The sequence below is a fragment of the Streptomyces sp. SAS_272 genome (assembly GCF_052543235.1).
The window spans coordinates 59571-82734 of sequence record NZ_JBMNDR010000029.1 but is presented as its reverse complement, the minus strand read 5'-3'; the positions used below and the strand labels follow the sequence as shown (position 1 = coordinate 82734).

The following is a 23164-nucleotide window of genomic DNA, read 5'->3' as shown; positions in this document are numbered from 1 at the left end:
ATGACCCACCAGTGGCGCGGAATCATCGAGGAGTACCGGGACCGGCTGCCGGTATCCGACAGCACGCCGGTCGTGACGCTCCGTGAGGGCGGCACGCCGCTCGTGCCCGCGCAGGTGCTCTCCGAGCGCACGGGCTGCGAGGTCCACCTCAAGGTGGAGGGCGCCAACCCGACCGGGTCCTTCAAGGACCGCGGTATGACGATGGCGATCACGCGGGCCAAGGAGGAGGGCGCGCAGGCAGTCATCTGTGCCTCGACGGGCAACACCTCCGCCTCCGCGGCCGCCTACGCCGTCCGTGCGGGCATGGTCTCGGCCGTGCTCGTGCCGCGCGGAAAGATCGCGCTCGGCAAGATGGGCCAGGCCCTCGTCCACGGCGCGAAGATCCTCCAGGTGGACGGCAACTTCGACGACTGCCTCACCCTCGCCCGCGCGCTGAGCGACAACTACCCGGTGGCGCTGGTCAATTCGGTGAACCCGGTGCGCATCGAGGGGCAGAAGACGGCCGCCTTCGAGATCGTCGACATGCTCGGCGACGCCCCCGACATCCACGTCCTGCCGGTCGGCAACGCGGGCAACATCACCGCGTACTGGAAGGGGTACCAGGAGTACGCCGCCGACAAGATCGCCGCCAAGACCCCCCGGATGTGGGGGTTCCAGGCGTCCGGCAGCGCTCCGATCGTGCGCGGCGAGATCGTCAAGGACCCGTCGACCATCGCCACCGCGATCCGTATCGGCAATCCCGCCTCCTGGAAGTTCGCGCTGGCGGCCGAGGAGGAGTCCGGCGGCCGCATCGACGAGGTGACGGACCGTGAGATCCTGCGCGCCTACCGGCTGTTGGCGGCTCAGGAGGGCGTCTTCGTGGAGCCCGCGTCCGCCGCTTCGGTGGCCGGTCTGCTGAAGGCCGCCGAGCAGGGTCTGGTCGACCCCGGTCAGCGCATCGTCTGCACTGTCACCGGCAACGGCCTCAAGGACCCCGACTGGGCCGTCGCCGGCGCCCCGCAGCCCGTCACCGTCCCGGTCGACGCGGTCACGGCGGCCGAGCGTCTCGGACTCGCGTAGCGGACCTGTCCACCACGGACCGGCGGGCGCCCCACCAGCGCCCGCCGTTCGACGGTGGACGGTCGCCGATCCGCCGATGGACGGTGGACGACGGCGGACGACCCGCCGACGACACCGGTTTCACCGGAACGTCGACCTCCACCGGAACACTCGATTCCATCGGGAGCACCCACCTCGGGAGCACCCACCTCGGGAGCACCCGCACCGGGAACAGCCGCTCCCGGAGCACCCGCACCCGGAGCACCCGCACCGGGAACACCCACCCGGCGGTGACCCGGCGGTGACTCGGCGGAGGGCTCGGCGAGGGACTCGGCGGAGGCGTGACGGCGAATCGTCGAGACCCCCGACGGGGACTTCCCCATCGGGGGTGCACAGGGGGCTTACGACACGCATCGTGCGCCTCCTGTGCGCCCTATGTCGCCGCAGAACCTTCCTTCGATAGGCTGTACCGAACCCGCCCGCCGCATATGCCGCGGTGCCGCGTCGCCGTAGCGGCGGCAGGGTCCTCATGTACGTAGCGCATCTCATTCGACAGCCCCGCAGCTCAAGGAGAGTCATCGCAAGATGGCCGGTCCCGCCTTCCGTGCCGCCCCCGTGCGCGTGCGCGTTCCCGCCACCAGCGCCAACCTCGGCCCGGGTTTCGACGCCTTCGGCCTCGCCCTTGGGCTCTACGACGACGTCGTCGTCCGGGTGGCCGACTCCGGGCTGCACATCGACATCGCGGGTGAGGGCAGCGAGACGCTGCCGCGTGACGAGACGCATCTGCTCGTCCGTTCCCTGCGCACCGCGTTCGACGTCCTCGGCGGTCAGCCGCGCGGACTGGAGATCGTCTGCGCCAACCGCATCCCGCACGGCCGGGGCCTCGGCTCCTCCTCCGCCGCGATCTGCGCCGGCATCGTCGCCGCGCGCGCGGTGACGATAGGCGGTGAGAGCAGGCTCGACGACGCCGCCCTGCTCGAGCTCGCGACCGAGATCGAGGGCCACCCGGACAACGTGGCGGCCTGTCTGCTCGGCGGTTTCACCCTGTCCTGGATGGAGGCCGGCGCCGCACGGGCGATCAGGACGGAGCCCGCCGATTCCATCGTTCCGGTGGTTTTCGTGCCCGGAAAGCCGGTCCTCACCGAGACCGCGCGCGGCCTGCTCCCGCGCTCCGTCCCGCACGTCGACGCGGCGGCCAACGCCGGCCGGGCCGCGCTGCTCGTCGAAGCCCTCACCCGGCGCCCCGAACTGCTGCTGCCCGCCACGGAGGACCGTCTGCACCAGGAGTACCGCGCGCCGGCCATGCCGGAGAGCGCCGCGCTGGTGGAGCGGCTGCGCGCCGACGGGATCCCGGCCGTCATCTCCGGCGCCGGACCCACCGTGATGGCGCTGGCCGACGCGGGCACCGCCGACAAGATCGAGTCCTCGGCCGGCGCGGACTGGGCCGCGAACCGCCTGGCCATGGACCTGCAGGGGGCGTGCGTGCTGCCTCTTGCGCCCTCCGGCGACATGTAAAAAGCGCTCGGTCGCCGGATTTCGAGAGGGGGAATGTTTGTTGGATCCGGTAGTGTTAACCTCAAGTCTGCACCCGACCCCACCACGGCGAGGTGCTTCGTGTCCCCCTTCGGGACAGACATTCTTCCGGGAGCTCCCCAAGCCGCACTGCGTTCCGTACGTCGTACCTGGGCAGTACGCCGTGCAACGACGCTGAACGGTCCGCAGGGCACGCTCCGGAATCGGTGCTACCACGCCACGTGACACTGGGTGTCACGACACGTCGGGGAAGCGCCATCACCTGCAAATTCTCTTCCGCCGCACAAGGCGGACCACCGCCCCGGCTTCGCCACAGCAAGGACCGAAGTCGGACAGCACAAACGGTCGCCGAGCCAGACAGGCCGACGTCCGCTCCAGGGAAGGACCCTTCGTGAGCGACACCACCGATCTGATGGGCGCACGTGTCGAGGAGACCGCTGCCGCGCCCGCCACGGACGCCTCCGCGCCTGCCACCGGTGCAGGCTCCCGGCGACGCCGCGGTACCGGCCTCGAGGGCATGGTGCTGGCCGAGCTGCAGCAGGTCGCATCCGGCCTCGGCATCAAGGGCACCGCGCGGATGCGCAAGAGCCAGCTGATCGAGGTCATCAAGGAGGCGCAGGCGGGCGGCGCCCCGGCCAAGGCCGAGGAGTCGGCCGCCGAGGCCAAGCCCAAGCGCCGCGCCACCTCCAAGGCCCGCACGGGAGAGGCCGCCGACAAGAAGGCGGACGCCGCCCCGGCCGAGGCCGCCGCCGAGAAGGCCGTGGCCCAGCAGCAGATCGAGATTCCCGGCCAGCCGGCCGGCGCCGACGCGCCGGCCGAGCGCCGTCGCCGTCGTGCCACCGCCGACGCGGGCAGCCCGGAGACGGTCGCCGCCGAGGCGAAGAGCGCGCCGAAGGCCGAGGCGCCCGCGCCGGCGCAGACCGAGGCCCAGGCCCAGCCGCAGGGCGACGCCAAGAGCGACGCCGACGGCGGCGAGGGCCGTCGCCGCGACCGCCGCGAGCGCGGCCGTGACCGTGGCGAGCGCGGGGACCGTGGCGACCGCGGTGACCGCGGTGACCGTCGCAAGGGCGACGACCAGCAGGGCGGCCAGCCGCAGCGCGGCGGTCAGCAGGGTCAGCAGCAGGGCGGCGGCCGTCAGGGTCAGCAGCAGCGCGACAACGGCCCGCAGGACGACGACGAGTTCGGCGACGGCCGGCGTGGCCGTCGCGGCCGTTACCGCGACCGCCGTGGCCGCCGCGGGCGCGACGAGATCGGCGCCCCCGAGCCGCAGCTCGCCGACGACGACGTCCTGATCCCCGTCGCGGGCATCCTGGACATCCTGGACAACTACGCGTTCATCCGGACCTCCGGCTACCTGCCGGGTCCGAACGACGTGTACGTCTCGCTCGCCCAGGTCCGCAAGAACGGTCTGCGCAAGGGCGACCACGTCACCGGCGCCGTCCGTCAGCCGAAGGACGGGGAACGCCGCGAGAAGTTCAACGCGTTGGTCCGCCTGGACTCGCAGAACGGCATGGCGCCCGAATCCGGGCGCGGACGCCCCGAGTTCAACAAGCTGACGCCGCTCTACCCGCAGGACCGGCTCCGTCTGGAGACCGACCCGGGCGTCCTGACCACCCGCATCATCGACCTCGTCGCGCCGATCGGCAAGGGCCAGCGAGGTCTGATCGTGGCCCCGCCGAAGACCGGCAAGACCATGATCATGCAGGCGATCGCCAACGCGATCACGCACAACAACCCCGAGTGCCACCTGATGGTCGTCCTGGTCGACGAGCGTCCGGAAGAGGTCACCGACATGCAGCGGTCGGTCAAGGGCGAGGTCATCTCCTCGACCTTCGACCGTCCGGCCGAGGACCACACCACGGTCGCCGAGCTCGCCATCGAGCGGGCCAAGCGTCTGGTGGAGCTGGGCCACGACGTCGTCGTGCTGCTCGACTCGATCACCCGTCTGGGCCGTGCGTACAACCTCGCCGCCCCGGCCTCCGGCCGCATCCTGTCCGGTGGTGTCGACTCGACGGCCCTGTACCCGCCGAAGCGCTTCTTCGGTGCGGCCCGCAACATCGAGGACGGCGGTTCGCTGACCATCCTCGCTACCGCGCTGGTGGACACCGGGTCCCGCATGGACGAGGTGATCTTCGAGGAGTTCAAGGGCACCGGCAACGCCGAGCTCAAGCTCGACCGCAAGCTCGCCGACAAGCGCATCTTCCCGGCGGTGGACGTGGACGCGTCCGGCACCCGCAAGGAAGAGATCCTGCTCGGCGCCGAGGAGCTCGCGGTCACCTGGAAGCTGCGCCGGGTGCTGCACGCGCTCGACCAGCAGCAGGCCATCGAGCTGCTCCTCGACAAGATGAAGCAGACGAAGTCGAACGGCGAGTTCCTGATGCAGATCCAGAAGACGACGCCGTCGCCGGGCAACAACAACGACTGACGTCGTAGCCCGCAGACATCGGATCAGGGCCGTCCCCGCACGCGGGGGCGGCCCTGATCCGCGTTTCACGGGCGGGATACGATCTCGCTCTTCCACCATCCTGATCCCTGAGGGGGGACTCGCGTGGGTACACCCATGTCCGGGGGCGGCGGCCGGCACAGACGCCGGATACGGATCGCTCTGCCCGTCGCGGCGGCCGGCCTGGCGGCGGCCGTCGCCGGCACGCTGTTCCTGTCGTCCGCCCAGGCCGCCGAGACGCCTCCGGCGCCCGCCCCGGCCGCGACGAAGTCGGCCAAGGAGCTGCGCAAGCTGATCGATGTCGCGGTCAGCGGCGACGAGACGCCGGGGCAGGCCGCGAAGGCCTCCCTCAGCGGGAGCACGAGCGTCGGCGCCACCAAGGTCGACCCGAAGATCATCGGCGGCACGACGACGACCGTCACCCGCGCACCGTGGATGGCCCAGCTCTGGTACGGCGACGACCGGGGCACCAGCACCACCGCCGACGACGTCGGCTTCTTCTGCGGCGGCTCGGTCGTCTCGCCGACGAAGATCCTCACCGCAGCGCACTGCGTCAAGGGCTACAACTGGCAGGCCCACGGCTACGTCGTCACCGGCAGCGCGCAGCTGATGTCCGACGACGGCAGCCTGCACGGCGGGACCGGCACCTACGTCCGCCGGCAGTGGAACCACCCGTCCTACAGCGCCACGACCATCGACAACGACATCGCCGTGCTGACCCTGGAGACGCCGGTCAGGGCCACGCCGGTCAAGATGACGACGAGCACGGACACCGCCTCGTACGCGACCGGCACGAAGGCCACGCTGTACGGCTGGGGCCGGACCACCTCCGAAACGCAGGACCTCTCCGAGACGCTGAAGACGGCCGTGCTGCCGATGCGGTCGGACGCCACCTGCTCGGACTACTACGGCGCCGACTACCGCCCCGGCCACATGGTGTGCGCGGGCACGCCCGCCACCGGCGCCGACACGGGCACCACCACCGCCTGCAACGGCGACTCCGGCGGGCCGCTGATCGTGCGGAACGCGGCCGGCCAGGACCGGATCGTGGGCGTCGTCTCCTGGGGCGTCACCAACTGCGTCCAGAGCGGCGCGTACAGCGTCTTCAGCAAGGTCTCCTCGTACGTCGGCAGCGCCTACCCGCGCGTCGACGACGCCAACCTCAGCGGCGACCACCTGGCCGACCTGTGGGCGCGCAGCTCGTCCACCAAGATCGGGTACGAGATGGACTCCAAGGGCGCCTCGCTGGGCGCCCGCGAGTCCTGGGGCAGCTGGAGCAGCTACAACCTGGTCCTGCAGACCGACCTGGACCGCGACGGCGTCCAGGACCTCGTCCTGCGGCGCGCCTCCGACGGTGACGTCTTCTGGCGCCACTACGTGCCCTCCAGCGGCACCTGGGCGACCAAGCTGATCGCCGACAACTGGAAGACCCGCACCCAGATCGTCGCTCCCGGCGACGTCACGGGCGACTGCCTTCCCGACCTGGTCTCCGTCGACTCGGCCGGCGCCCTGTGGGTCTACCCGGGCAACGGCGGCGGCTCCTTCGCCGCGCGCGTCAAGAACGGCACGGGCTGGAACCGGTACAACGTCCTGCGCGGCCACGGCGACTTCACCGCCGACGGCAGGGCGGACCTGATCGCCCGCGACAAGAGCACCGGCGCGGTCTACCTGTACAAGGGCAACGGCACGGCCGCGTCCGCCTTCGCGGCCCGCGTCAAGGTCGCCACGTGGAGCAGCACGACGTACAACGTCGTCGCAGCCGTCGGGGACGTCAGCGGCGACGGCGTGGCCGATCTGCTGGCCCGTACGCCCGCCGGAGCGCTCTATCTCTACAAGGGCACCGGAAAAGCCACGAGTGCGATCTTTGCCACAAGGGTCTCACTCGGGACGACGTTCAAGCAGTACGACATCTTCGGCTGAAACCCCCGCGAAATCGCAGGTGAGAGCCCGGTCCGGCCCTCACCTGCGAGCACGCTCCGTGACCGCTCCGACGCATTGTGCGCACGGAGCGTCGTGTAACCCTGTCCCGAGTTTCCCCGTCTGTCCTGACGGAGTGACGATGGTGAGGTTCCACGAGAACAGAGGAGCACATGTCTGCCGAGAGCACGCCGGAGCCCGGCACACCGGGTGAGGCCGGCACGACGAGCGGGGCAGCCGACCGCAGCGGTCCGGGCGGTCAGGACGGTCGGCGCGGTCCGCGCCACCGCAAACAGCGCGGCGACAGACGCAAGGGCCTGCTGATCGCCGCGTGGAGCGCCGCGGGCGTCCTGGTGCTGGGCGGCACCGGAGCGGGATACCTGTACTTCAAGCTCAACGGCAACATCAAGAGCGTCGACATCGACCACGCGCTGGGCACGTCGCGGCCCACCAAGGTGGACAACGGCTCGGAGAACATCCTCGTGCTGGGCTCGGACACCCGCTCCGGCGCGAACAAGAAGCTCGGCGGCGGCGCGGACGACGGCAGCGCCCGTTCCGACACGGCGATGGTCGTGCACGTCTACGAGGGCCACAAGAGCGCCAGCGTGGTGTCCATACCGCGCGACACCCTCATCGACCGGCCCGCCTGCACGGACCCGAAGGGCGTCACGCACGACGCCGCGTCCGACGTGATGTTCAACTCGGCGTACTCGACGGGCGGCGCGGCCTGCGCGGTCAAGACGGTCGAGGCGATGAGCGGCATCCGTATGGACCACTATCTGGAAGTCGACTTCGCCGGCTTCGAGAAGCTCGTCGACGAACTCGGCGGCGTCGAGGTCACCACGACCAAGGCGATCGACGACCCCGACAGCCACCTGAAGCTCGACGCGGGCACCCACACGCTCACCGGCGGTCAGGCGCTCGGCCTGGTCCGCACCCGGCACGGCGTGGGCGACGGCTCCGACCTCGGCCGCATCCAGCTCCAGCAGGCCTTCATCAAGGCCCTGGTCGACCAGGTCAAGCACATCGGTCTCTTCCACAGCGGCACCAAGCTGTACGCCCTCGCCGACACCGCCACCAAGGCCGTCACCACCGACTCCGACCTCGGGTCGCTGAACGCCCTGATGTCCTTCGCGGGCGGCCTCAAGGGCATCGGCGCGACCGACATGACCATGGTGACGATGCCGGTCCGGTACGACCCGTCCAACCTCAACCGCGTCCTCGTCTCCGAGACGAAGGCCGAGCAGGTGTGGACGGCGCTGAAGAACGACCGGCCCGTCCCGAAGGCGGCCACCGAGGGCAACGCCAGCGGCGAGGCGGCCGGGGTCGTGACCTCGTCGTAGCGGCGCGGGTTCGCCGCCCCAGGCCCCGCGGACCCCTCGGGGGAATAGATCGCCCCGCCCCCCGGTTTTGGGGGATGCGGCCAGTGCTGGCAGACTGGTACGTCGGCTCCGGTTCACGTTTGCCGTATCCCGCGGCAGCGACCCGGCGCCCTCCCGAAACTAGGAGACACCTTGAAGCGCGACATCCACCCCGAGTACGTCGAGACGCAGGTCAGCTGCACCTGTGGCGCGTCGTTCACCACCCGCAGCACGATCGGAAGCGGTGCCATCCGCGCCGACGTCTGCTCCGAGTGCCACCCGTTCTACACGGGCAAGCAGAAGATCCTCGACACCGGTGGCCGTGTGGCCCGCTTCGAGGCCCGCTTCGGCAAGGCCGCCGCCGGCTCCAAGAAGTAGCGAGCCCCTCTTCGCCGGTCCACGGCAGTGCCCCCGCCCGGGGCACGCCGGGACCGGCGTTTTTGGTCGCCCGCCCTTCCCCCACGTACGTCATTCAGGAGCCCACCATGTTCGAGGCCGTCGAGGAGCTGCTCGGAGAGCACGCCGACCTGGAGAAGAAGCTCGCCGACCCGTCGGTCCACGCCGACCAGGCCAACGCGCGCAAGCTCAACAAGCGCTACGCCGAGCTCACCCCCATCGTCGGCACGTACCGCTCCTGGAAGCAGACCGGCGACGACGTCGAGACCGCGCGCGAGTTCGCCGCCTCCGACCCGGACTTCGCCGCCGAGGTCAAGGAGCTGGAGAAGCAGCGCGAGGAGCTGACGGAGAAGCTTCGGCTGCTGCTCGTGCCCCGGGACCCGTCCGACGACAAGGACGTCATCCTCGAGATCAAGGCGGGCGCGGGCGGCGACGAGTCGGCCCTGTTCGCCGGCGACCTGCTGCGGATGTACCTGCGCTACGCCGAGCGCGTGGGCTGGAAGACCGAGATCATCGACGCGACCGAGTCCGAGCTGGGCGGCTACAAGGACGTCCAGGTCGCGGTGAAGACCAAGGGCGGGCAGGGCGCGACGGAACCCGGGCAGGGCGTCTGGGCGCGGCTGAAGTACGAGGGCGGGGTGCACCGCGTGCAGCGGGTGCCCGCGACCGAGTCGCAGGGCCGGATCCACACCTCCGCCGCCGGCGTCCTGGTGACGCCCGAGGCCGAGGAGGTCGACGTCGAGATCAACGCGAACGACCTCCGCATCGACGTGTACCGCTCCTCCGGCCCCGGCGGCCAGTCCGTCAACACCACCGACTCCGCCGTGCGCATCACGCACGTTCCCACCGGAGTCGTCGCCTCCTGCCAGAACGAGAAGAGCCAGCTGCAGAACAAGGAGCAGGCGATGCGTATCCTGCGCTCCAGGCTGCTGGCGGCGGCGCAGGAGGAGGCGGAGCGGGAGGCCGCCGACGCCCGCCGCAGTCAGGTCCGCACCGTCGACCGCTCCGAGAAGATCCGCACGTACAACTTCCCGGAGAACCGCCTCTCGGACCACCGGGTCGGCTTCAAGGCGTACAACCTGGACCAGGTTCTGGACGGCGACCTGGACGCGGTGATCCAGGCCTGCGTCGACGCGGACTCGGCCGCCAAGCTCGCGGCCGCGTAGGCGTTGTAGGACGGACGCACGACGAGTACGACACGGAGGACTTGCGTGCAGCAATCATTTGGGGGACGCCCCCCGAGCCCTCGCAGTCTGCTGCTCGCTGAGGTAGCTCAGGCCACCCAGCGGCTGGCCGACGCCGGCGTGCCCTCGCCGCGCAACGACGCGGAGGAGCTCGCGGCGTTCGTGCACGGCGTCAAGCGCGGTGAACTCCACTCCGTGAAGGACCCCGACTTCGACGCCCGGTACTGGGAGGTCATCGCCCGGCGCGAGCAGCGCGAGCCGCTCCAGCACATCACCGGTCGGGCCTTCTTCCGGTACCTGGAGCTCCAGGTCGGCCCGGGGGTCTTCGTGCCGCGTCCCGAGACCGAGTCGGTCGTCGGCTGGGCCATAGACGCCGTACGCGCCATGGACGTCGTCGAGCCCCGGATCGTCGATCTGTGCACCGGCAGCGGCGCCATCGCGCTCGCCCTCGCGCAGGAGGTCCCGCGCTCCCGCGTGCACGCCGTGGAGCTGTCCGAGGACGCCCTGGTGTGGACCCGCAAGAACATGGAGGGCTCCAGGGTCGACCTGCGTCAGGGCAACGCCCTGGACGCCTTCCGCGACCTCGACGGCCAGGTCGACCTCGTCGTCTCCAATCCGCCGTACATCCCGCTCACCGAGTGGGAGTACGTCGCCCCGGAAGCCCGTGACTACGACCCCGAACTCGCCCTGTTCTCCGGCGAGGACGGTCTCGACCTGATCCGCGGCATCGAGCGCACCGCGCACCGGCTGCTGCGTCCCGGCGGCGTCGTCGTCATCGAGCACGCCGACACCCAGGGCGGCCAGGTGCCGTGGATCTTCACCGAGGAGCGCGGCTGGGCCGACGCGGCCGACCACCCCGACCTCAACAACCGTCCGCGCTTCGCCACCGCCCGCAGGGCGACGCCGTGAGCGCCCCCCGCACGCTCGACCCGCAGCAGGACGTGTGCGCGTCCGCATTCGTGTATTTCGTGTATTTCGTGTACGAGGAGGCTCGCTAGATGGCTCGGCGATACGACACCAACGACGCGACCGACCGTGTGACCGGTCTGCGCGAGGCCGCGTCCGCCGTCCGCCGTGGCGAGCTCGTGGTCCTCCCGACCGACACGGTGTACGGGATCGGCGCCGACGCGTTCTCCTCGGAGGCCGTCGCCGACCTGCTGGACGCCAAGGGCCGGGGCCGCAACATGCCCACCCCCGTCCTCATCGGCTCCCCGAACACGCTGCACGGCCTCGTCACGGACTTCTCCGAGCTGGCCTGGGAACTGGTCGACGCGTTCTGGCCGGGCGCGCTGACGCTCGTCGCCAAGCACCAGCCGTCGCTGCAGTGGGACCTGGGCGACACCCGCGGCACGGTCGCCGTGCGCATGCCGCTGCACCCGGTCGCCATCGAACTGCTGACGGAGGTCGGCCCGATGGCGGTGTCCTCCGCCAACCTCACCGGCCACCCGGCGCCGGAGAACTGCGACTACGCGCAGGAGATGCTCGGCGACTCGGTCTCCGTCTACCTCGACGGCGGTCCGACCCCCGGCAACGTGCCCTCCTCGATCGTCGACGTCAGCCGTGAGGTGCCGCTGCTGCTGCGGGCGGGCGCGATCTCCGCGGACGAGCTGCGGAAGGTCGTACCCGACCTCGAGGTGGCGAATTGACAGCCCCTGACGCGGGGCGTGGCATAGGCAACGGGGAACGTGCCGCGGAGCAGACGACGACGTTCGGATATCCGCGCGACACCTTCCGCATCCTCCACGTCAGCACCGGCAACGTCTGCCGCTCGCCGATCACCGAGCGGCTGACCCGGCATTTCGTGTCGCAGCGGCTCGGCCTGCTGGGCGGCGGGCTGATCGTGGAGAGCGCGGGCACCTGGGGCCATGAGGGCGCGCCCATGGAGGCCAACGCGGAGACCGTGCTGGCCGAGTTCGGCGCGGACGCGTCCGGGTTCACCGGCCGGGAGCTCCTCGACGAGCACGTCATCATGGCCGACCTGGTCCTGACGGCGACCCGCGACCACCGGGCCCAGGTCATCTCCATGGGCCACTCGGCGGGGCTGCGCACCTTCACCCTGAAGGAGTTCACCCGCCTGGTGAACGCCATCGACCCGGCCACCCTGCCGCCGCTGGACGAGGGCGTCGTGATGCGCGCCCGGGCGCTGGTCCGCGCGGCCGCGGCGCTACGCGGGTGGCTACTGGCCCCGACCCTGGAGGCCGACGAGGTCTACGACCCGTACGGGGCGCCCCTGCCGTTCTTCCGTTCGATCGGCGACGAGATACACCAGGCCCTGGACCCGGTGGTCACGGCCCTGACGGGGGTCCCCACGCGAGCCTGACCGCGCGGGCGTGGGGCGTGGCGGGCGGTGCGGGCCTACATTGGACGTACGTCACCGTCGACGCCCGGAGCGCACCATGTCGGTCACCCATGCCCCCGAGACCGATGTCCTGCGCCGGCAGGACCCCGAGCTGGCCGGGATCCTCCTGGGGGAACGGGAGCGACAGGCGTCGACGCTGCAGCTGATCGCCGCCGAGAACTTCACCTCGCCCGCCGTGCTCGCCGCCCTCGGCTCGCCGCTCGCCAACAAGTACGCGGAAGGCTATCCGGGCGCCCGCCACCACGGCGGCTGCGAGATCGTCGACGTCGCCGAACGCCTCGCCGTGGACCGCGCCAAGGCGCTGTTCGGCGCCGAACACGCCAACGTGCAGGCGCACTCGGGCTCCTCGGCGGTGCTGGCCGCCTACGCCGCGCTGCTGCGGCCGGGCGACACCGTGCTGGCCCTCGGGCTGCCCCACGGCGGCCATCTCACCCACGGTTCGCCGGCGAACTTCTCCGGACGCTGGTTCGACTTCGTCCCCTACGGGGTGGACGCGGAGACCGGGCTCATCGACCACGGGCAGCTGCGCACGCTGGCCCGGGCCCACCGGCCCAAGGCGATCGTGTGCGGGTCCATCGCCTATCCGCGCCACTTCGACCACGCGTTCTTCCGTGAGGTGGCCGACGAGGTCGGCGCGTTCCTGATCGCCGACGCAGCCCACCCCATCGGCCTGGTCGCCGGGGGAGCGGCGCCCTCCCCGGTGCCGTACGCCGACATCGTCTGCGCCACCACCCACAAGGTGCTGCGCGGCCCGCGCGGCGGGATGATCCTCTGCCGCAGGGACCTCGCCGAGCGCGTGGACCGGGCTGTCTTCCCGTTCACGCAGGGCGGTGCGCAGATGCACACCGTCGCCGCGAAGGCGGTCGCGTTCGGGGAGGCGGCGACGCCGGCGTTCGCCGCGTACGCCCATCAGGTGGTCGCCAATGCGAGGGTTCTCGCGGCCGCGCTGCAGCGGGAGGGGCTGGTCGTGACGACCGGCGGCACGGACACGCATCTCATCACCGCCGACACCGCGCCCCTCGGGTTCGACGGACGCGCCGCACGGGGCCTGCTGGCGGCCGCCGGCATCGTCCTGGACTGCTGCGCCCTGCCGCACGGCAACGCCCGTGGCCTGCGCCTGGGCACAGCGGCGGTGACCACGCAGGGCATGGGGGAGGCGGAGATGACGCGGATCGCGGCGCTGCTGGCCGGGGTGCTGCGGGAGGAGAAGGACGCCCGGACGGCCCGCGAGGACGTGCGCGAACTGACCCTGGAGTTCCCGCCCTATCCGGCCTGAACCGGGGTAGACGCGCCCTGTGCGCTCCCGCTGCGCACCCCCGGTACGTCAGAGTGCACAGCCTCACGTGAAACCATCGTCACTACCCGGAAGTCCTCACACATATGCGTGGTGGCGCAGTCGATCGCTAGGGTGTGGGACTGAGATGGCCGGCGAGACATGTGGGGAAGCCCGTGCGTGAATACCTGCTGACGCTCTGCATCACGGCCGCGGTGACGTATCTGCTGACAGGGCCGGTACGGAAGTTCGCGATCGTGGCCGGAGCGATGCCGGAGATCAGGGCCCGTGACGTGCACCGGGAACCCACTCCGCGGCTCGGCGGGATCGCGATGTTCTTCGGTCTGTGCGCCGGCCTGCTGGTCGCCGACCACCTCACCAACCTCAACGAGGTCTTCGAGAAGTCGAACGAGCCGCGCGCCCTGTTGTCCGGAGCGGCGCTGATCTGGCTGATCGGCGTTCTGGACGACAAGTTCGAGATCGACGCGCTGATCAAGCTGGGCGGCCAGATGATCGCCGCGGGCGTGATGGTCATGCAGGGTCTGACGATCCTGTGGCTGCCGGTGCCGCTGGTCGGCACGGTCGCCCTGACCCAGTGGCAGGGCACGCTGCTGACGGTGGCGCTGGTCGTCATCACCATCAACGCCGTCAACTTCGTGGACGGGCTCGACGGACTCGCCGCCGGGATGGTGTGCATCGCCGCGGCAGCGTTCTTCATGTACGCGTACCGCATCTGGTACTCGTACGGCATCGAGGCGGCCGCTCCGGCGACGCTCTTCGCGGCGATCCTGATGGGCATGTGCCTGGGCTTCCTGCCGCACAACATGCACCCCGCCCGGATCTTCATGGGCGACTCGGGCTCGATGCTGATCGGGCTGGTGCTGGCCGCGGGCGCGATCTCCGTGACGGGTCAGGTCGACCCCGATGTGATGAAGCTGTTCTCCGGTTCGGAACGCGCCGCCGTCCACCAGATGGTGCCGGTCTACATCCCGCTGGTGATGCCGCTGACGATCATCGCGATCCCGGCCGCCGACCTCATCCTGGCGATCGTGCGCCGCACCTGGCGCGGCCAGTCGCCGTTCGCCGCGGACCGGGGGCACCTGCACCACCGGCTCCTGGAGATCGGCCACTCGCACAGTCGCGCGGTGCTGATCATGTACTTCTGGTCGGCGCTGATCGCGTTCGGCGCGCTCGCCTACTCGGTCAACTCGGCATCCATGTGGATCGTCCTCGGCGTCGTGTTCCTCAGCGCGATCGGGCTGGGCCTGCTCCTGCTGCCGCGGTTCACGCCGCGCGCTCCGCGCTGGGCCGAGGCGTTCGTCCCGCCCCGCTACCGGCGCCGTCGGGGCTCCGCGGCCGTCCTGCAGCAGCCGGCGGCCTCCGCCGAGCCGTCCGGGGCTGACCAGGAGCCGGCCGCGGCCCGTGCTCAGGAGACGCAGCAGGCGCCCGTCACGGTCGGGGTGACGGGGGCCAACGGGGCCACCGCGATCGGTGGGCGGCGCAGCTCCAAGGTAAGAATCTGACGAGAGCATTGCCAAGTCGTGGGAGAGTCCGGGGAGGGCAAAGCTCCCAATACCAGACAAGCCACCCCGGTTTCTGCACAGACGCGCACTGTCACTCTCATGTGTGACAGTGCGCACACCTTCCAGGTAAAGACCTCATCAAATAGTTTGTGATACGGTTCACGAGAACCCCCGGATAGAGCCGAAGGACCGTGCTGAGACGGTCCGTTGGAGCGAGGCGGAGCGAGGTCACTCGCCCCCTCGGGCCGGGACTACGCTCGTCCATGACGACACCCTGCCCCCCGTTGAATGCGGAGTTGCCGCCATGCAGTCCAACGACGTACGAACGCTCCTGCACTGTGCCCTGCCCACCGCGCTCGCGGGTGTGGCGGGAGTCGCGGTGAGCGCCGCCGTTGCCGGCGGCAAGGGAGCGCTCGGCGCCGTCTTCGGTGCGCTGCTCGTCCTGCTTTTCATGGGCGGCGGGTTGATGGTGCTGCTGCGCACCGCGCGCCAGCTTCCCCATCTGTTCCAGTCGATGGGGCTGTTGCTGTACACCACTCAGATTTTGCTGTTGATGATCGTGCTGATCACGTTCAAGGGGACCTCGGCCTTCGATCCGAAATGTTTCGCCTTCACGCTGCTCGCGGCCACCCTGGTGTGGATCGCCGCCCAGGTGCGTTCGCACATGAAGGCCAAGATCCTCTACGTCGAGCCGGATTCCGCTCGGACGTCGTCGTGACCTGTAGGGCCGGTGTAAAGGGACTTCCGCTCTTTTGCTATGGTCTCGCCACAACTGCGGCAGAGCTGGCGCGGGCGGCAAGAGTGCCTGTGACGCCTCACGGTTCGGAGCCCGGTCGCCGCCCCCTGATCCGCAAGTCCAGTCCAGTGCCGTCCCGCGGTCGCAGGCCGCGCCGACACATCGAGGTTGCCGTACCCATGCGCCACGCTGAAGGAGCTCGCGGTGAGTAACGCCAAGACGCTCGCCTTCGAGACCGACTGTCATATTTTCGACGGGTGCGGTTTCCCGACCCCCGGCCTGCACTCGTTCATGTTCGAGCCGCTCTTCACCGTCGGCGGCATCGAATTCAACAAGCCGATGCTGCTCTCGCTGGTGACCACCGTCATCGTCATCGGATTCTTCTGGGCGGCCTTCGCCAAGCCGAAGCTGATTCCCGGAAAGCTCCAGATGGTCGGCGAGGCGGGTTACGACTTCGTCCGTCGCGGGGTCGTGTACGAGACGATCGGCAAGCGCGAGGGCGAGAAGTACGTCCCGCTGATGTTCGCGCTGTTCTTCTTCATCTGGATCATGAACCTGTGGTCGATCATCCCGATCGCCCAGTTCCCGGCCACCGCGGTCATCGCGTTCCCGGTCGGTCTCGCCGCCATCGTCTACGTCGTGTGGATGAGCCTGACGTTCAAGCGCCACGGCTTCATCGGCGGCTGGAAGAACATCACCGGCTACGACCCGTCGCTCGGCCCGGTGTTCCCGATGGTCATGTTCTTCGAGTTCCTGTCGAACGTGTTCATCCGGCCGTTCACCCACGCCGTCCGGCTCTTCGCCAACATGTTCGCCGGGCACGTGCTGATCCTGATCTTCACCATCGGGACCTGGTACCTGCTCAACGGCATCGGCATCGCCTACTCGGCGGTCTCGTTCCTGATGGTCCTCGTGATGACGGTGTTCGAGCTGTTCATCCAGGCCCTCCAGGCCTACGTCTTCATCCTCCTGTCCTGCAGCTACATCCAGGGCGCGCTCGCCGAGCACCACTGAGCACCCGCACCACCCCCTGAACTTCCGGTGGCCAACCCCCACCGGCCTGTGTAAAGAGAAGGAAGTTACGGCATGTCCGCTCTCGACACCCTCGCCGCGGTCGAAATCAAGGGCAACCTCGCTGCCATCGGCTACGGTCTCGCGGCCATCGGCCCCGGCGTCGGCGTTGGCATCATCTTCGGTAACGGCACCCAGGCGCTGGCCCGCCAGCCCGAGGCCGCCGGCCTGATCCGTCAGAACCAGATCCTGGGCTTCGTCCTCTGTGAGGCGCTCGCCCTGATCGGTCTGGTCATGGGCTTCGTCTACCCGACGTCCTGATCCGGTCCACGCCGACGAGAGAATTCCACGGAAGGAACTGATGTGATCTCGCCCTTGCTGCAAATCGCGGCTGAGGAGGAGGCCCAGAATCCTCTGATCCCGGAGATCCCCGAGCTCGTCATCGGTCTGATCGCTTTCGCGATCGTGTTCTTCGTCCTGGGCAAGAAGCTCCTTCCGAACATCAACAAGGTTCTGGAAGAGCGTCGCGACGCCATCGAGGGCGGGATCGAACAGGCCGAGATTGCTCGCACGGAGGCCCAGAGCGTCCTGGAGCAGTACAAGGCCCAGCTCGCCGAGGCCCGTCACGAGGCCGCGCGGCTGCGCCAGGAGGCGCAGGAGCAGGGCGCCACGCTCATCACCGAGATGCGCGCGGAAGGCCAGCGTCAGCGCGAGGAGATCGTCGCCGCCGGACACAGCCAGATCGAGGCGGACCGCAAGGCCGCCGCGTCCGCGCTGCGTCAGGACGTCGGCAAGCTCGCCACCGATCTGGCCGGCAAGCTCGTCGGGGAGTCCCTCGAGGACCATGCCCGTCAGAGCCGCGTCATCGACCGTTTCCTCGACGAGCTCGAGGAGAAGGCCGAGGCGTCTCGATGACCGCACACGGAGCGAGCCGCGAGGCATTCGCAGCAGCCCGTGAGCGTCTCGACGCGCTGACGGACTCCACGTCCGTGGACGCCGCGCAGCTCGCCGGTGAGCTGGCGACCGTCACCGCGCTGCTCGACCGCGAGGTCTCGCTGCGTCGGGTCCTCACCGACCCGGCGCAGGCCGGCGAGGCCAAGGCCGAGCTGGTCCAGCGCCTGCTCGGCTCCCGGATCAGCGGCCCCGCCGCCGACCTGGTGTCCGGCCTGGTGCGTTCCCGCTGGTCGCAGTCCCGCGACCTGGTGGACGTGCTGGAGGAGCTGGCGTCCCTCGCCGACCTCACGGCCGCGCAGAAGGCCGGCACGCTCGACGACGTCGAGGACGAACTGTTCCGCTTCGGGCGGATCGTCTCCTCGAACACCGAGCTGCGCGCCGCACTGACCAACCGGAAGGCCACCGTCTCGGCCAAGAGCGAGCTGCTGGGCAGCCTGCTCGGCAGCCGGGCCGACGCGGCCACCGAGCGACTGGTGACGCGCCTCGTGACCGCGCCCCGTGGACGTAGCCTGGAAGCGGGCCTCGAGGCCCTGTCCAAGCTCGCCGCTGAGCGCCGGGACCGCATGGTCGCCGTCGTCACCTCGGCGGTACCGCTGAGCGACCCGCAGAAGCAGCGCCTCGGCGCCGCCCTCGCCAAGCTCTACGGCCGCCCGATGCACCTCAACCTCGACGTGGACCCCGCGGTCCTCGGCGGGATCCGGGTGCAGGTCGGCGACGAGGTGATCAACGGCTCCCTCGCGGACCGCATCGAGGACGCCGCCCGCCGCATGGCGAGCTAGCAGCAACTCAAGACCGCAGTACGAACTGATGGCGGCCCTGGTTGGGCCGTGCAGAGGATTCACCTCTTTCAGGGGGGAGTCCCCATCCCCCCAAAGTGAAACTTCGGGCCCAACAAGGAGAGCAGGGAACCCAGATGGCGGAGCTCACGATCCGGCCGGAGGAGATCCGGGACGCGCTGGAGAACTTTGTCCAGTCGTACAAGCCGGACGCGGCCTCGCGCGAGGAGGTCGGTACGGTCACCCTTGCCGGCGACGGCATCGCGAAGGTCGAGGGCCTCCCCTCGGCCATGGCCAACGAACTGCTGAAGTTCGAGGACGGCACCCTCGGTCTTGCGCTCAACCTCGAAGAGCGCGAGATCGGTACCGTCATCCTCGGCGAGTTCAGCGGCGTCGAGGAGGGCCAGCCGGTCACCCGCACGGGAGAGGTCCTGTCCGTCGCCGTCGGCGAGGGCTACCTCGGCCGTGTCGTCGACCCGCTCGGCAACCCGATCGACGGCCTCGGCGAGATCGAGACGTCCGGTCGCCGTGCCCTGGAGCTGCAGGCTCCGGGCGTCATGGCCCGTAAGTCGGTGCACGAGCCGATGGAGACCGGCTACAAGGCCGTCGACGCGATGACCCCGATCGGCCGTGGCCAGCGTCAGCTGATCATCGGTGACCGCCAGACCGGCAAGACCGCCCTGGCCGTCGACACGATCATCAACCAGCGCGACAACTGGCGCTCCGGCGACGTGAAGAAGCAGGTCCGCTGCGTCTACGTCGCCATCGGCCAGAAGGGCTCGACCATCGCCTCCGTGCGCGGCGCCCTCGAAGAGGCCGGCGCGCTGGAGTACACGACCATCGTCGCCGCCCCGGCGTCCGACCCGGCCGGCTTCAAGTACCTGGCGCCGTACACCGGTTCGGCCATCGGTCAGCAGTGGATGTACGAGGGCAAGCACGTCCTCATCATCTTCGACGACCTCTCGAAGCAGGCCGACGCCTACCGCGCCGTGTCGCTGCTGCTGCGCCGTCCGCCGGGCCGCGAGGCCTACCCGGGTGACGTCTTCTACCTGCACTCCCGTCTGCTGGAGCGTTGCGCGAAGCTCTCCGACGACCTGGGCGCGGGCTCGATGACCGGTCTGCCGATCGTCGAGACGAAGGCCAACGACGTCTCGGCGTTCATCCCGACCAACGTCATCTCCATCACCGACGGCCAGTGCTTCCTGGAGTCCGACCTGTTCAACGCCGGCCAGCGTCCGGCCCTGAACGTCGGTATCTCGGTCTCCCGCGTCGGCGGCTCCGCCCAGCACAAGGCCATGCGCCAGGTGTCCGGCCGGCTCCGCCTCGACCTCGCCCAGTACCGCGAGCTGGAGGCGTTCGCCGCCTTCGGTTCCGACCTGGACGCGGCGTCGAAGTCGCAGCTGGAGCGCGGTCAGCGCCTGGTCGAGCTGCTCAAGCAGCCGCAGTACCAGCCGATGCCGACCGAGGACCAGGTCGTCTCCGTGTGGGCCGGCACCACCGGCAAGATGGACGACGTTCCGGTCTCCGACGTCCGCCGCTTCGAGAAGGAGCTCCTGGAGTACCTGCACCGCAAGGAGCAGGGCCTCATGACCTCCATCAAGGAGGGCGCGAAGATGTCGGACGACACCCTCACCGCTGTTGCCGACGCCATCGCCGAGTTCAAGAAGCAGTTCGAGACCTCGGACGGCAAGCTTCTCGGCGAGGACGCCCCGGCCGCGGCCAAGTGACGTAAGGAAGGGACCTGACTCATGGGAGCCCAGCTCCGGGTCTACAAGCGTCGCATCCGATCCGTCACCGCGACCAAGAAGATCACCAAGGCGATGGAGATGATCGCCGCCTCGCGCGTCGTCAAGGCGCAGCGCAAGGTGGCGGCCTCCACGCCGTACGCGACCGAGCTCACCCGCGCGGTCACGGCGGTCGGCACCGGTTCGAACACGAAGCACGCGCTGACCACGCAGGCCGAGACGGTCGTGCGGTCCGCGGTGCTGCTCCTCACGAGCGACCGCGGTCTCGCCGGCGCCTTCAACTCCAACGCCATCAAGGCCGCGGAGCAGCTGACGGCACGCCTCGAGGCCGAGGGCAAGCAGGTCGACACGTACATCGTCGGCCGGCGTGGTCTCGCGCACTACAACTTCCGTGAGCGCAAGGTCGCGGAGTCGTGGTCGGGCTTCACGGACGAGCCGACGTACGCGGACGCCAAGAAGGTCGCGGGTCCGCTGATCGAGGCCATCGAGAAGGACACGGCGGACGGCGGCGTGGACGAACTCCACATCGTCTTCACCGAGTTCGTCTCGATGATGACGCAGACGGCGCTCGACGACCGACTGCTGCCGCTCAGCCTCGACGAGGTCGCGAAGGAGGCGGCGCCGAAGGGCGAGATCCTTCCGCTGTACGACTTCGAGCCCTCGGCGGAGGACGTCCTCGACGCCCTGCTGCCGCGCTATGTGGAGAGCCGCGTCTACAACGCGCTTCTCCAGTCGGCAGCCTCGAAGCACGCCGCCACGCGGCGCGCGATGAAGTCGGCGACCGACAACGCGGGCGAGCTCATCGAGACGCTCTCCCGGCTTGCCAACGCGGCCCGCCAGGCCGAAATCACCCAGGAAATCAGCGAGATCGTCGGTGGCTCCGCAGCCCTGGCCGACGCGACCGCGGGGAGTGACAGGTAATGACGACGACAGTTGAGACGGCCGTTGCCACGGGCCGCGTCGCCCGGGTCATCGGCCCGGTCGTCGACGTGGAATTCCCCGTCGACGCCATGCCGGAGATCTACAACGCCCTTCACGTCGAGGTGGCCGACCCGGCCCTCGCCGGCGAGAAGAAGACGCTGACCCTGGAGGTCGCCCAGCACCTGGGCGACGGCCTGGTCCGCACGATCTCGATGCAGCCCACCGACGGTCTGGTCCGCCAGGCCCCGGTCACCGACACCGGCAACGGCATCACCGTTCCGGTCGGCGACTTCACCAAGGGCAAGGTGTTCAACACCCTCGGTGAGGTGCTGAACGTCGACGAGCAGTACGAGGGCGAGCGCTGGTCCATCCACCGCAAGGCCCCCAACTTCGACGAGCTCGAGTCGAAGACCGAGATGTTCGAGACCGGCGTCAAGGTCATCGACCTCCTCACCCCGTACGTCAAGGGTGGAAAGATCGGTCTGTTCGGCGGCGCCGGCGTCGGCAAGACGGTGCTCATCCAGGAGATGATCTACCGCGTCGCCAACAACCACGACGGTGTCTCCGTGTTCGCCGGTGTCGGCGAGCGCACCCGTGAGGGCAACGACCTCATCGAGGAGATGGCCGACTCGGGCGTCATCGACAAGACCGCCCTGGTCTTCGGTCAGATGGACGAGCCCCCGGGCACCCGTCTGCGTGTGGCGCTGGCCGGTCTGACCATGGCGGAGTACTTCCGCGATGTGCAGAAGCAGGACGTGCTGTTCTTCATCGACAACATCTTCCGCTTCACCCAGGCCGGTTCCGAGGTCTCGACCCTGCTCGGCCGGATGCCCTCCGCGGTGGGTTACCAGCCGAACCTGGCCGACGAGATGGGTCTCCTCCAGGAGCGCATCACCTCGACCCGTGGTCACTCGATCACCTCGATGCAGGCGATCTACGTCCCCGCGGACGACCTGACCGACCCGGCCCCGGCCACCACCTTCGCCCACCTCGACGCGACGACGGTGCTCTCCCGTCCGATCTCCGAGAAGGGCATCTACCCGGCCGTGGACCCGCTGGACTCCACGTCCCGGATCCTGGACCCCCGCTACATCGCGGCGGACCACTACAACACCGCGATGCGCGTCAAGACGGTCCTGCAGAAGTACAAGGACCTTCAGGACATCATCGCCATCCTCGGCATCGACGAGCTGGGCGAGGAGGACAAGCTCACCGTCCACCGCGCCCGTCGCGTGGAGCGCTTCCTGTCCCAGAACACCCACGTCGCCAAGCAGTTCACCGGCGTCGACGGGTCGGACGTGCCGCTGGACGAGTCGATCACCGCGTTCAACGCGATCATCGACGGCGACTACGACCACTTCCCGGAGCAGGCGTTCTTCCTGTGCGGTGGCATCGAGGACCTGAAGGCCAACGCCAAGGAGCTGGGCGTCTCCTGAACTCCCTGAGTTCGAAGTGAGCCCTTCGGCTCACGTCTGAGGGGGCGGGCGCGTCCCGCCCCCTCACGCACGCCCATTAGACTTGTAACCAACACCCGGCAGAATCCGCCGGGTGGTGACCCGAGGAGCCACCTTGGCTGCTGAGCTGCACGTCGCGCTGGTCGCGGCCGACCGAGAGGTCTGGTCCGGCGAGGCCACCCTGGTCGTCGCGCGCACCACGTCCGGCGACATCGGCGTCATGCCCGGTCACCAGCCGCTGCTCGGTGTGCTGGAGTCGGGCCCGGTGACCATCCGTACGAGTGACGGTGGAACGGTCGTCGCCGCGGTGCACGGCGGTTTCATCTCGTTCGCGGACAACAAGCTGTCGCTGCTGGCCGAGATCGCCGAGCTGTCGGACGAGATCGACGTCCAGCGCGTGGAGCGCGAGCTCGAGCGCGCGAAGGCGGAGGGCGATGCCGCCGCCGAGCGTCGCGCGGACGTACGACTGCGTGCGGCGGCCTCGCGCTGAGCCAGCGTGTAACCGCATGACGTCACTCAGCCGCGGTCGGCACCGGAGCA

21 protein-coding genes are annotated in these 23164 nt (G+C 69.6%); all 21 read left to right on the top strand.

What is annotated here, in order from left to right:
- Nucleotides 1-1059 carry a threonine synthase gene (gene thrC, locus ACN6LD_RS18440; RefSeq protein ID WP_057584078.1) on the top strand — a complete coding sequence of 353 codons (1059 nt, stop codon included), beginning with the start codon at nucleotides 1-3 and terminating at the stop codon, nucleotides 1057-1059.
- A gap of 564 nt (nucleotides 1060-1623) precedes the next feature.
- On the top strand, nucleotides 1624-2553 hold the full coding sequence (gene thrB / locus ACN6LD_RS18435; protein ID WP_319191526.1) for a homoserine kinase: 930 nt from the start codon (nucleotides 1624-1626) through the stop codon (nucleotides 2551-2553).
- 409 nt (nucleotides 2554-2962) lie between these two features.
- Entirely contained in the window at nucleotides 2963-4996 is a 2034-nt protein-coding gene (rho, locus tag ACN6LD_RS18430) for a transcription termination factor Rho (RefSeq protein WP_445043753.1), read from the top strand.
- Nucleotides 4997-5131: 135 nt separating this feature from the next.
- Nucleotides 5132-6934, top strand: coding sequence for a trypsin-like serine protease (locus ACN6LD_RS18425; protein WP_445043758.1), 1803 nt, complete (start codon nucleotides 5132-5134; stop codon nucleotides 6932-6934).
- A 170-nt stretch (nucleotides 6935-7104) separates the two neighbouring features.
- Nucleotides 7105-8274, top strand: a complete 1170-nt coding sequence (locus ACN6LD_RS18420) for an LCP family protein (RefSeq protein WP_319191522.1) — start codon at nucleotides 7105-7107, stop codon at nucleotides 8272-8274.
- A gap of 171 nt (nucleotides 8275-8445) precedes the next feature.
- A complete protein-coding gene (rpmE, locus tag ACN6LD_RS18415) occupies nucleotides 8446-8670 on the top strand; it encodes a 50S ribosomal protein L31 (RefSeq protein WP_055632551.1) in 225 nt (74 codons plus the stop codon).
- A 107-nt stretch (nucleotides 8671-8777) separates the two neighbouring features.
- On the top strand, nucleotides 8778-9854 hold the full coding sequence (gene prfA, locus ACN6LD_RS18410; protein WP_057584061.1) for a peptide chain release factor 1: 1077 nt from the start codon (nucleotides 8778-8780) through the stop codon (nucleotides 9852-9854).
- 87 nt (nucleotides 9855-9941) lie between these two features.
- Nucleotides 9942-10781, top strand: coding sequence for a peptide chain release factor N(5)-glutamine methyltransferase (prmC, locus tag ACN6LD_RS18405; protein ID WP_057584721.1), 840 nt, complete (start codon nucleotides 9942-9944; stop codon nucleotides 10779-10781).
- 89 nt (nucleotides 10782-10870) lie between these two features.
- Nucleotides 10871-11518: an L-threonylcarbamoyladenylate synthase gene (locus ACN6LD_RS18400; protein WP_057584058.1), complete on the top strand. Its 648-nt coding sequence runs from the start codon at nucleotides 10871-10873 to the stop codon at nucleotides 11516-11518.
- A complete protein-coding gene (locus ACN6LD_RS18395; RefSeq protein ID WP_057584057.1) occupies nucleotides 11515-12192 on the top strand; it encodes an arsenate reductase/protein-tyrosine-phosphatase family protein in 678 nt (225 codons plus the stop codon). The genes ACN6LD_RS18400 and ACN6LD_RS18395 overlap by 4 nt, the downstream gene beginning before the upstream one ends.
- 76 nt (nucleotides 12193-12268) lie before the next feature.
- Nucleotides 12269-13507, top strand: coding sequence for a serine hydroxymethyltransferase (locus ACN6LD_RS18390; protein WP_445043752.1), 1239 nt, complete (start codon nucleotides 12269-12271; stop codon nucleotides 13505-13507).
- 173 nt (nucleotides 13508-13680) lie between these two features.
- Entirely contained in the window at nucleotides 13681-15027 is a 1347-nt protein-coding gene (locus ACN6LD_RS18385; protein ID WP_319191517.1) for an MraY family glycosyltransferase, read from the top strand.
- Between the two features lie 304 nt (nucleotides 15028-15331).
- The gene (locus ACN6LD_RS18380) at nucleotides 15332-15745 is read left to right on the top strand and encodes a hypothetical protein (RefSeq protein ID WP_319191516.1); all 414 of its coding nucleotides are present in this window, start codon (nucleotides 15332-15334) and stop codon (nucleotides 15743-15745) included.
- A 222-nt stretch (nucleotides 15746-15967) separates the two neighbouring features.
- Nucleotides 15968-16777 (top strand): F0F1 ATP synthase subunit A, encoded by an 810-nt coding sequence (gene atpB / locus ACN6LD_RS18375; RefSeq protein ID WP_057584053.1) that lies wholly within the window; start codon nucleotides 15968-15970, stop codon nucleotides 16775-16777.
- Between the two features lie 72 nt (nucleotides 16778-16849).
- Nucleotides 16850-17095 carry an ATP synthase subunit c family protein gene (locus tag ACN6LD_RS18370; protein WP_020131181.1) on the top strand — a complete coding sequence of 82 codons (246 nt, stop codon included), beginning with the start codon at nucleotides 16850-16852 and terminating at the stop codon, nucleotides 17093-17095.
- A 45-nt stretch (nucleotides 17096-17140) separates the two neighbouring features.
- Complete coding sequence (locus tag ACN6LD_RS18365; RefSeq protein WP_079041661.1) at nucleotides 17141-17689, top strand: F0F1 ATP synthase subunit B; 549 nt, start codon at nucleotides 17141-17143, stop codon at nucleotides 17687-17689.
- Nucleotides 17686-18507 carry a F0F1 ATP synthase subunit delta gene (locus ACN6LD_RS18360; protein WP_319191513.1) on the top strand — a complete coding sequence of 274 codons (822 nt, stop codon included), beginning with the start codon at nucleotides 17686-17688 and terminating at the stop codon, nucleotides 18505-18507. The genes ACN6LD_RS18365 and ACN6LD_RS18360 overlap by 4 nt, the downstream gene beginning before the upstream one ends.
- Nucleotides 18508-18641: 134 nt before the next feature.
- On the top strand, nucleotides 18642-20231 hold the full coding sequence (gene atpA / locus ACN6LD_RS18355) for a F0F1 ATP synthase subunit alpha (RefSeq protein ID WP_057584041.1): 1590 nt from the start codon (nucleotides 18642-18644) through the stop codon (nucleotides 20229-20231).
- A gap of 21 nt (nucleotides 20232-20252) precedes the next feature.
- Complete coding sequence (locus tag ACN6LD_RS18350; RefSeq protein ID WP_319191511.1) at nucleotides 20253-21170, top strand: F0F1 ATP synthase subunit gamma; 918 nt, start codon at nucleotides 20253-20255, stop codon at nucleotides 21168-21170.
- The gene (gene atpD, locus ACN6LD_RS18345; RefSeq protein ID WP_319191509.1) at nucleotides 21170-22606 is read left to right on the top strand and encodes a F0F1 ATP synthase subunit beta; all 1437 of its coding nucleotides are present in this window, start codon (nucleotides 21170-21172) and stop codon (nucleotides 22604-22606) included. Before ACN6LD_RS18350 ends, atpD begins: the two co-directional genes overlap by 1 nt.
- Nucleotides 22607-22739: 133 nt before the next feature.
- Nucleotides 22740-23114: a F0F1 ATP synthase subunit epsilon gene (locus ACN6LD_RS18340; RefSeq protein ID WP_057584029.1), complete on the top strand. Its 375-nt coding sequence runs from the start codon at nucleotides 22740-22742 to the stop codon at nucleotides 23112-23114.
- Nucleotides 23115-23164: the final 50 nt, after the last annotated feature.

What these genes read in the sequence shown, in the direction of transcription:
- thrC (WP_057584078.1), top strand. Translation starts at nt 1, where the DNA reads ATGACCCACCAGTGGCGCGGAATCATCGAGGAGTACCGGGACCGGCTG.
- thrB (WP_319191526.1), top strand. Translation starts at nt 1,624, where the DNA reads ATGGCCGGTCCCGCCTTCCGTGCCGCCCCCGTGCGCGTGCGCGTTCCC.
- ACN6LD_RS18425 (WP_445043758.1), top strand. Translation starts at nt 5,132, where the DNA reads ATGTCCGGGGGCGGCGGCCGGCACAGACGCCGGATACGGATCGCTCTG.
- ACN6LD_RS18420 (WP_319191522.1), top strand. Translation starts at nt 7,105, where the DNA reads ATGTCTGCCGAGAGCACGCCGGAGCCCGGCACACCGGGTGAGGCCGGC.
- prfA (WP_057584061.1), top strand. Translation starts at nt 8,778, where the DNA reads ATGTTCGAGGCCGTCGAGGAGCTGCTCGGAGAGCACGCCGACCTGGAG.
- ACN6LD_RS18400 (WP_057584058.1), top strand. Translation starts at nt 10,871, where the DNA reads ATGGCTCGGCGATACGACACCAACGACGCGACCGACCGTGTGACCGGT.
- ACN6LD_RS18390 (WP_445043752.1), top strand. Translation starts at nt 12,269, where the DNA reads ATGTCGGTCACCCATGCCCCCGAGACCGATGTCCTGCGCCGGCAGGAC.
- ACN6LD_RS18380 (WP_319191516.1), top strand. Translation starts at nt 15,332, where the DNA reads ATGCAGTCCAACGACGTACGAACGCTCCTGCACTGTGCCCTGCCCACC.
- ACN6LD_RS18370 (WP_020131181.1), top strand. Translation starts at nt 16,850, where the DNA reads ATGTCCGCTCTCGACACCCTCGCCGCGGTCGAAATCAAGGGCAACCTC.
- ACN6LD_RS18360 (WP_319191513.1), top strand. Translation starts at nt 17,686, where the DNA reads ATGACCGCACACGGAGCGAGCCGCGAGGCATTCGCAGCAGCCCGTGAG.
- atpA (WP_057584041.1), top strand. Translation starts at nt 18,642, where the DNA reads ATGGCGGAGCTCACGATCCGGCCGGAGGAGATCCGGGACGCGCTGGAG.
- ACN6LD_RS18350 (WP_319191511.1), top strand. Translation starts at nt 20,253, where the DNA reads ATGGGAGCCCAGCTCCGGGTCTACAAGCGTCGCATCCGATCCGTCACC.
- atpD (WP_319191509.1), top strand. Translation starts at nt 21,170, where the DNA reads ATGACGACGACAGTTGAGACGGCCGTTGCCACGGGCCGCGTCGCCCGG.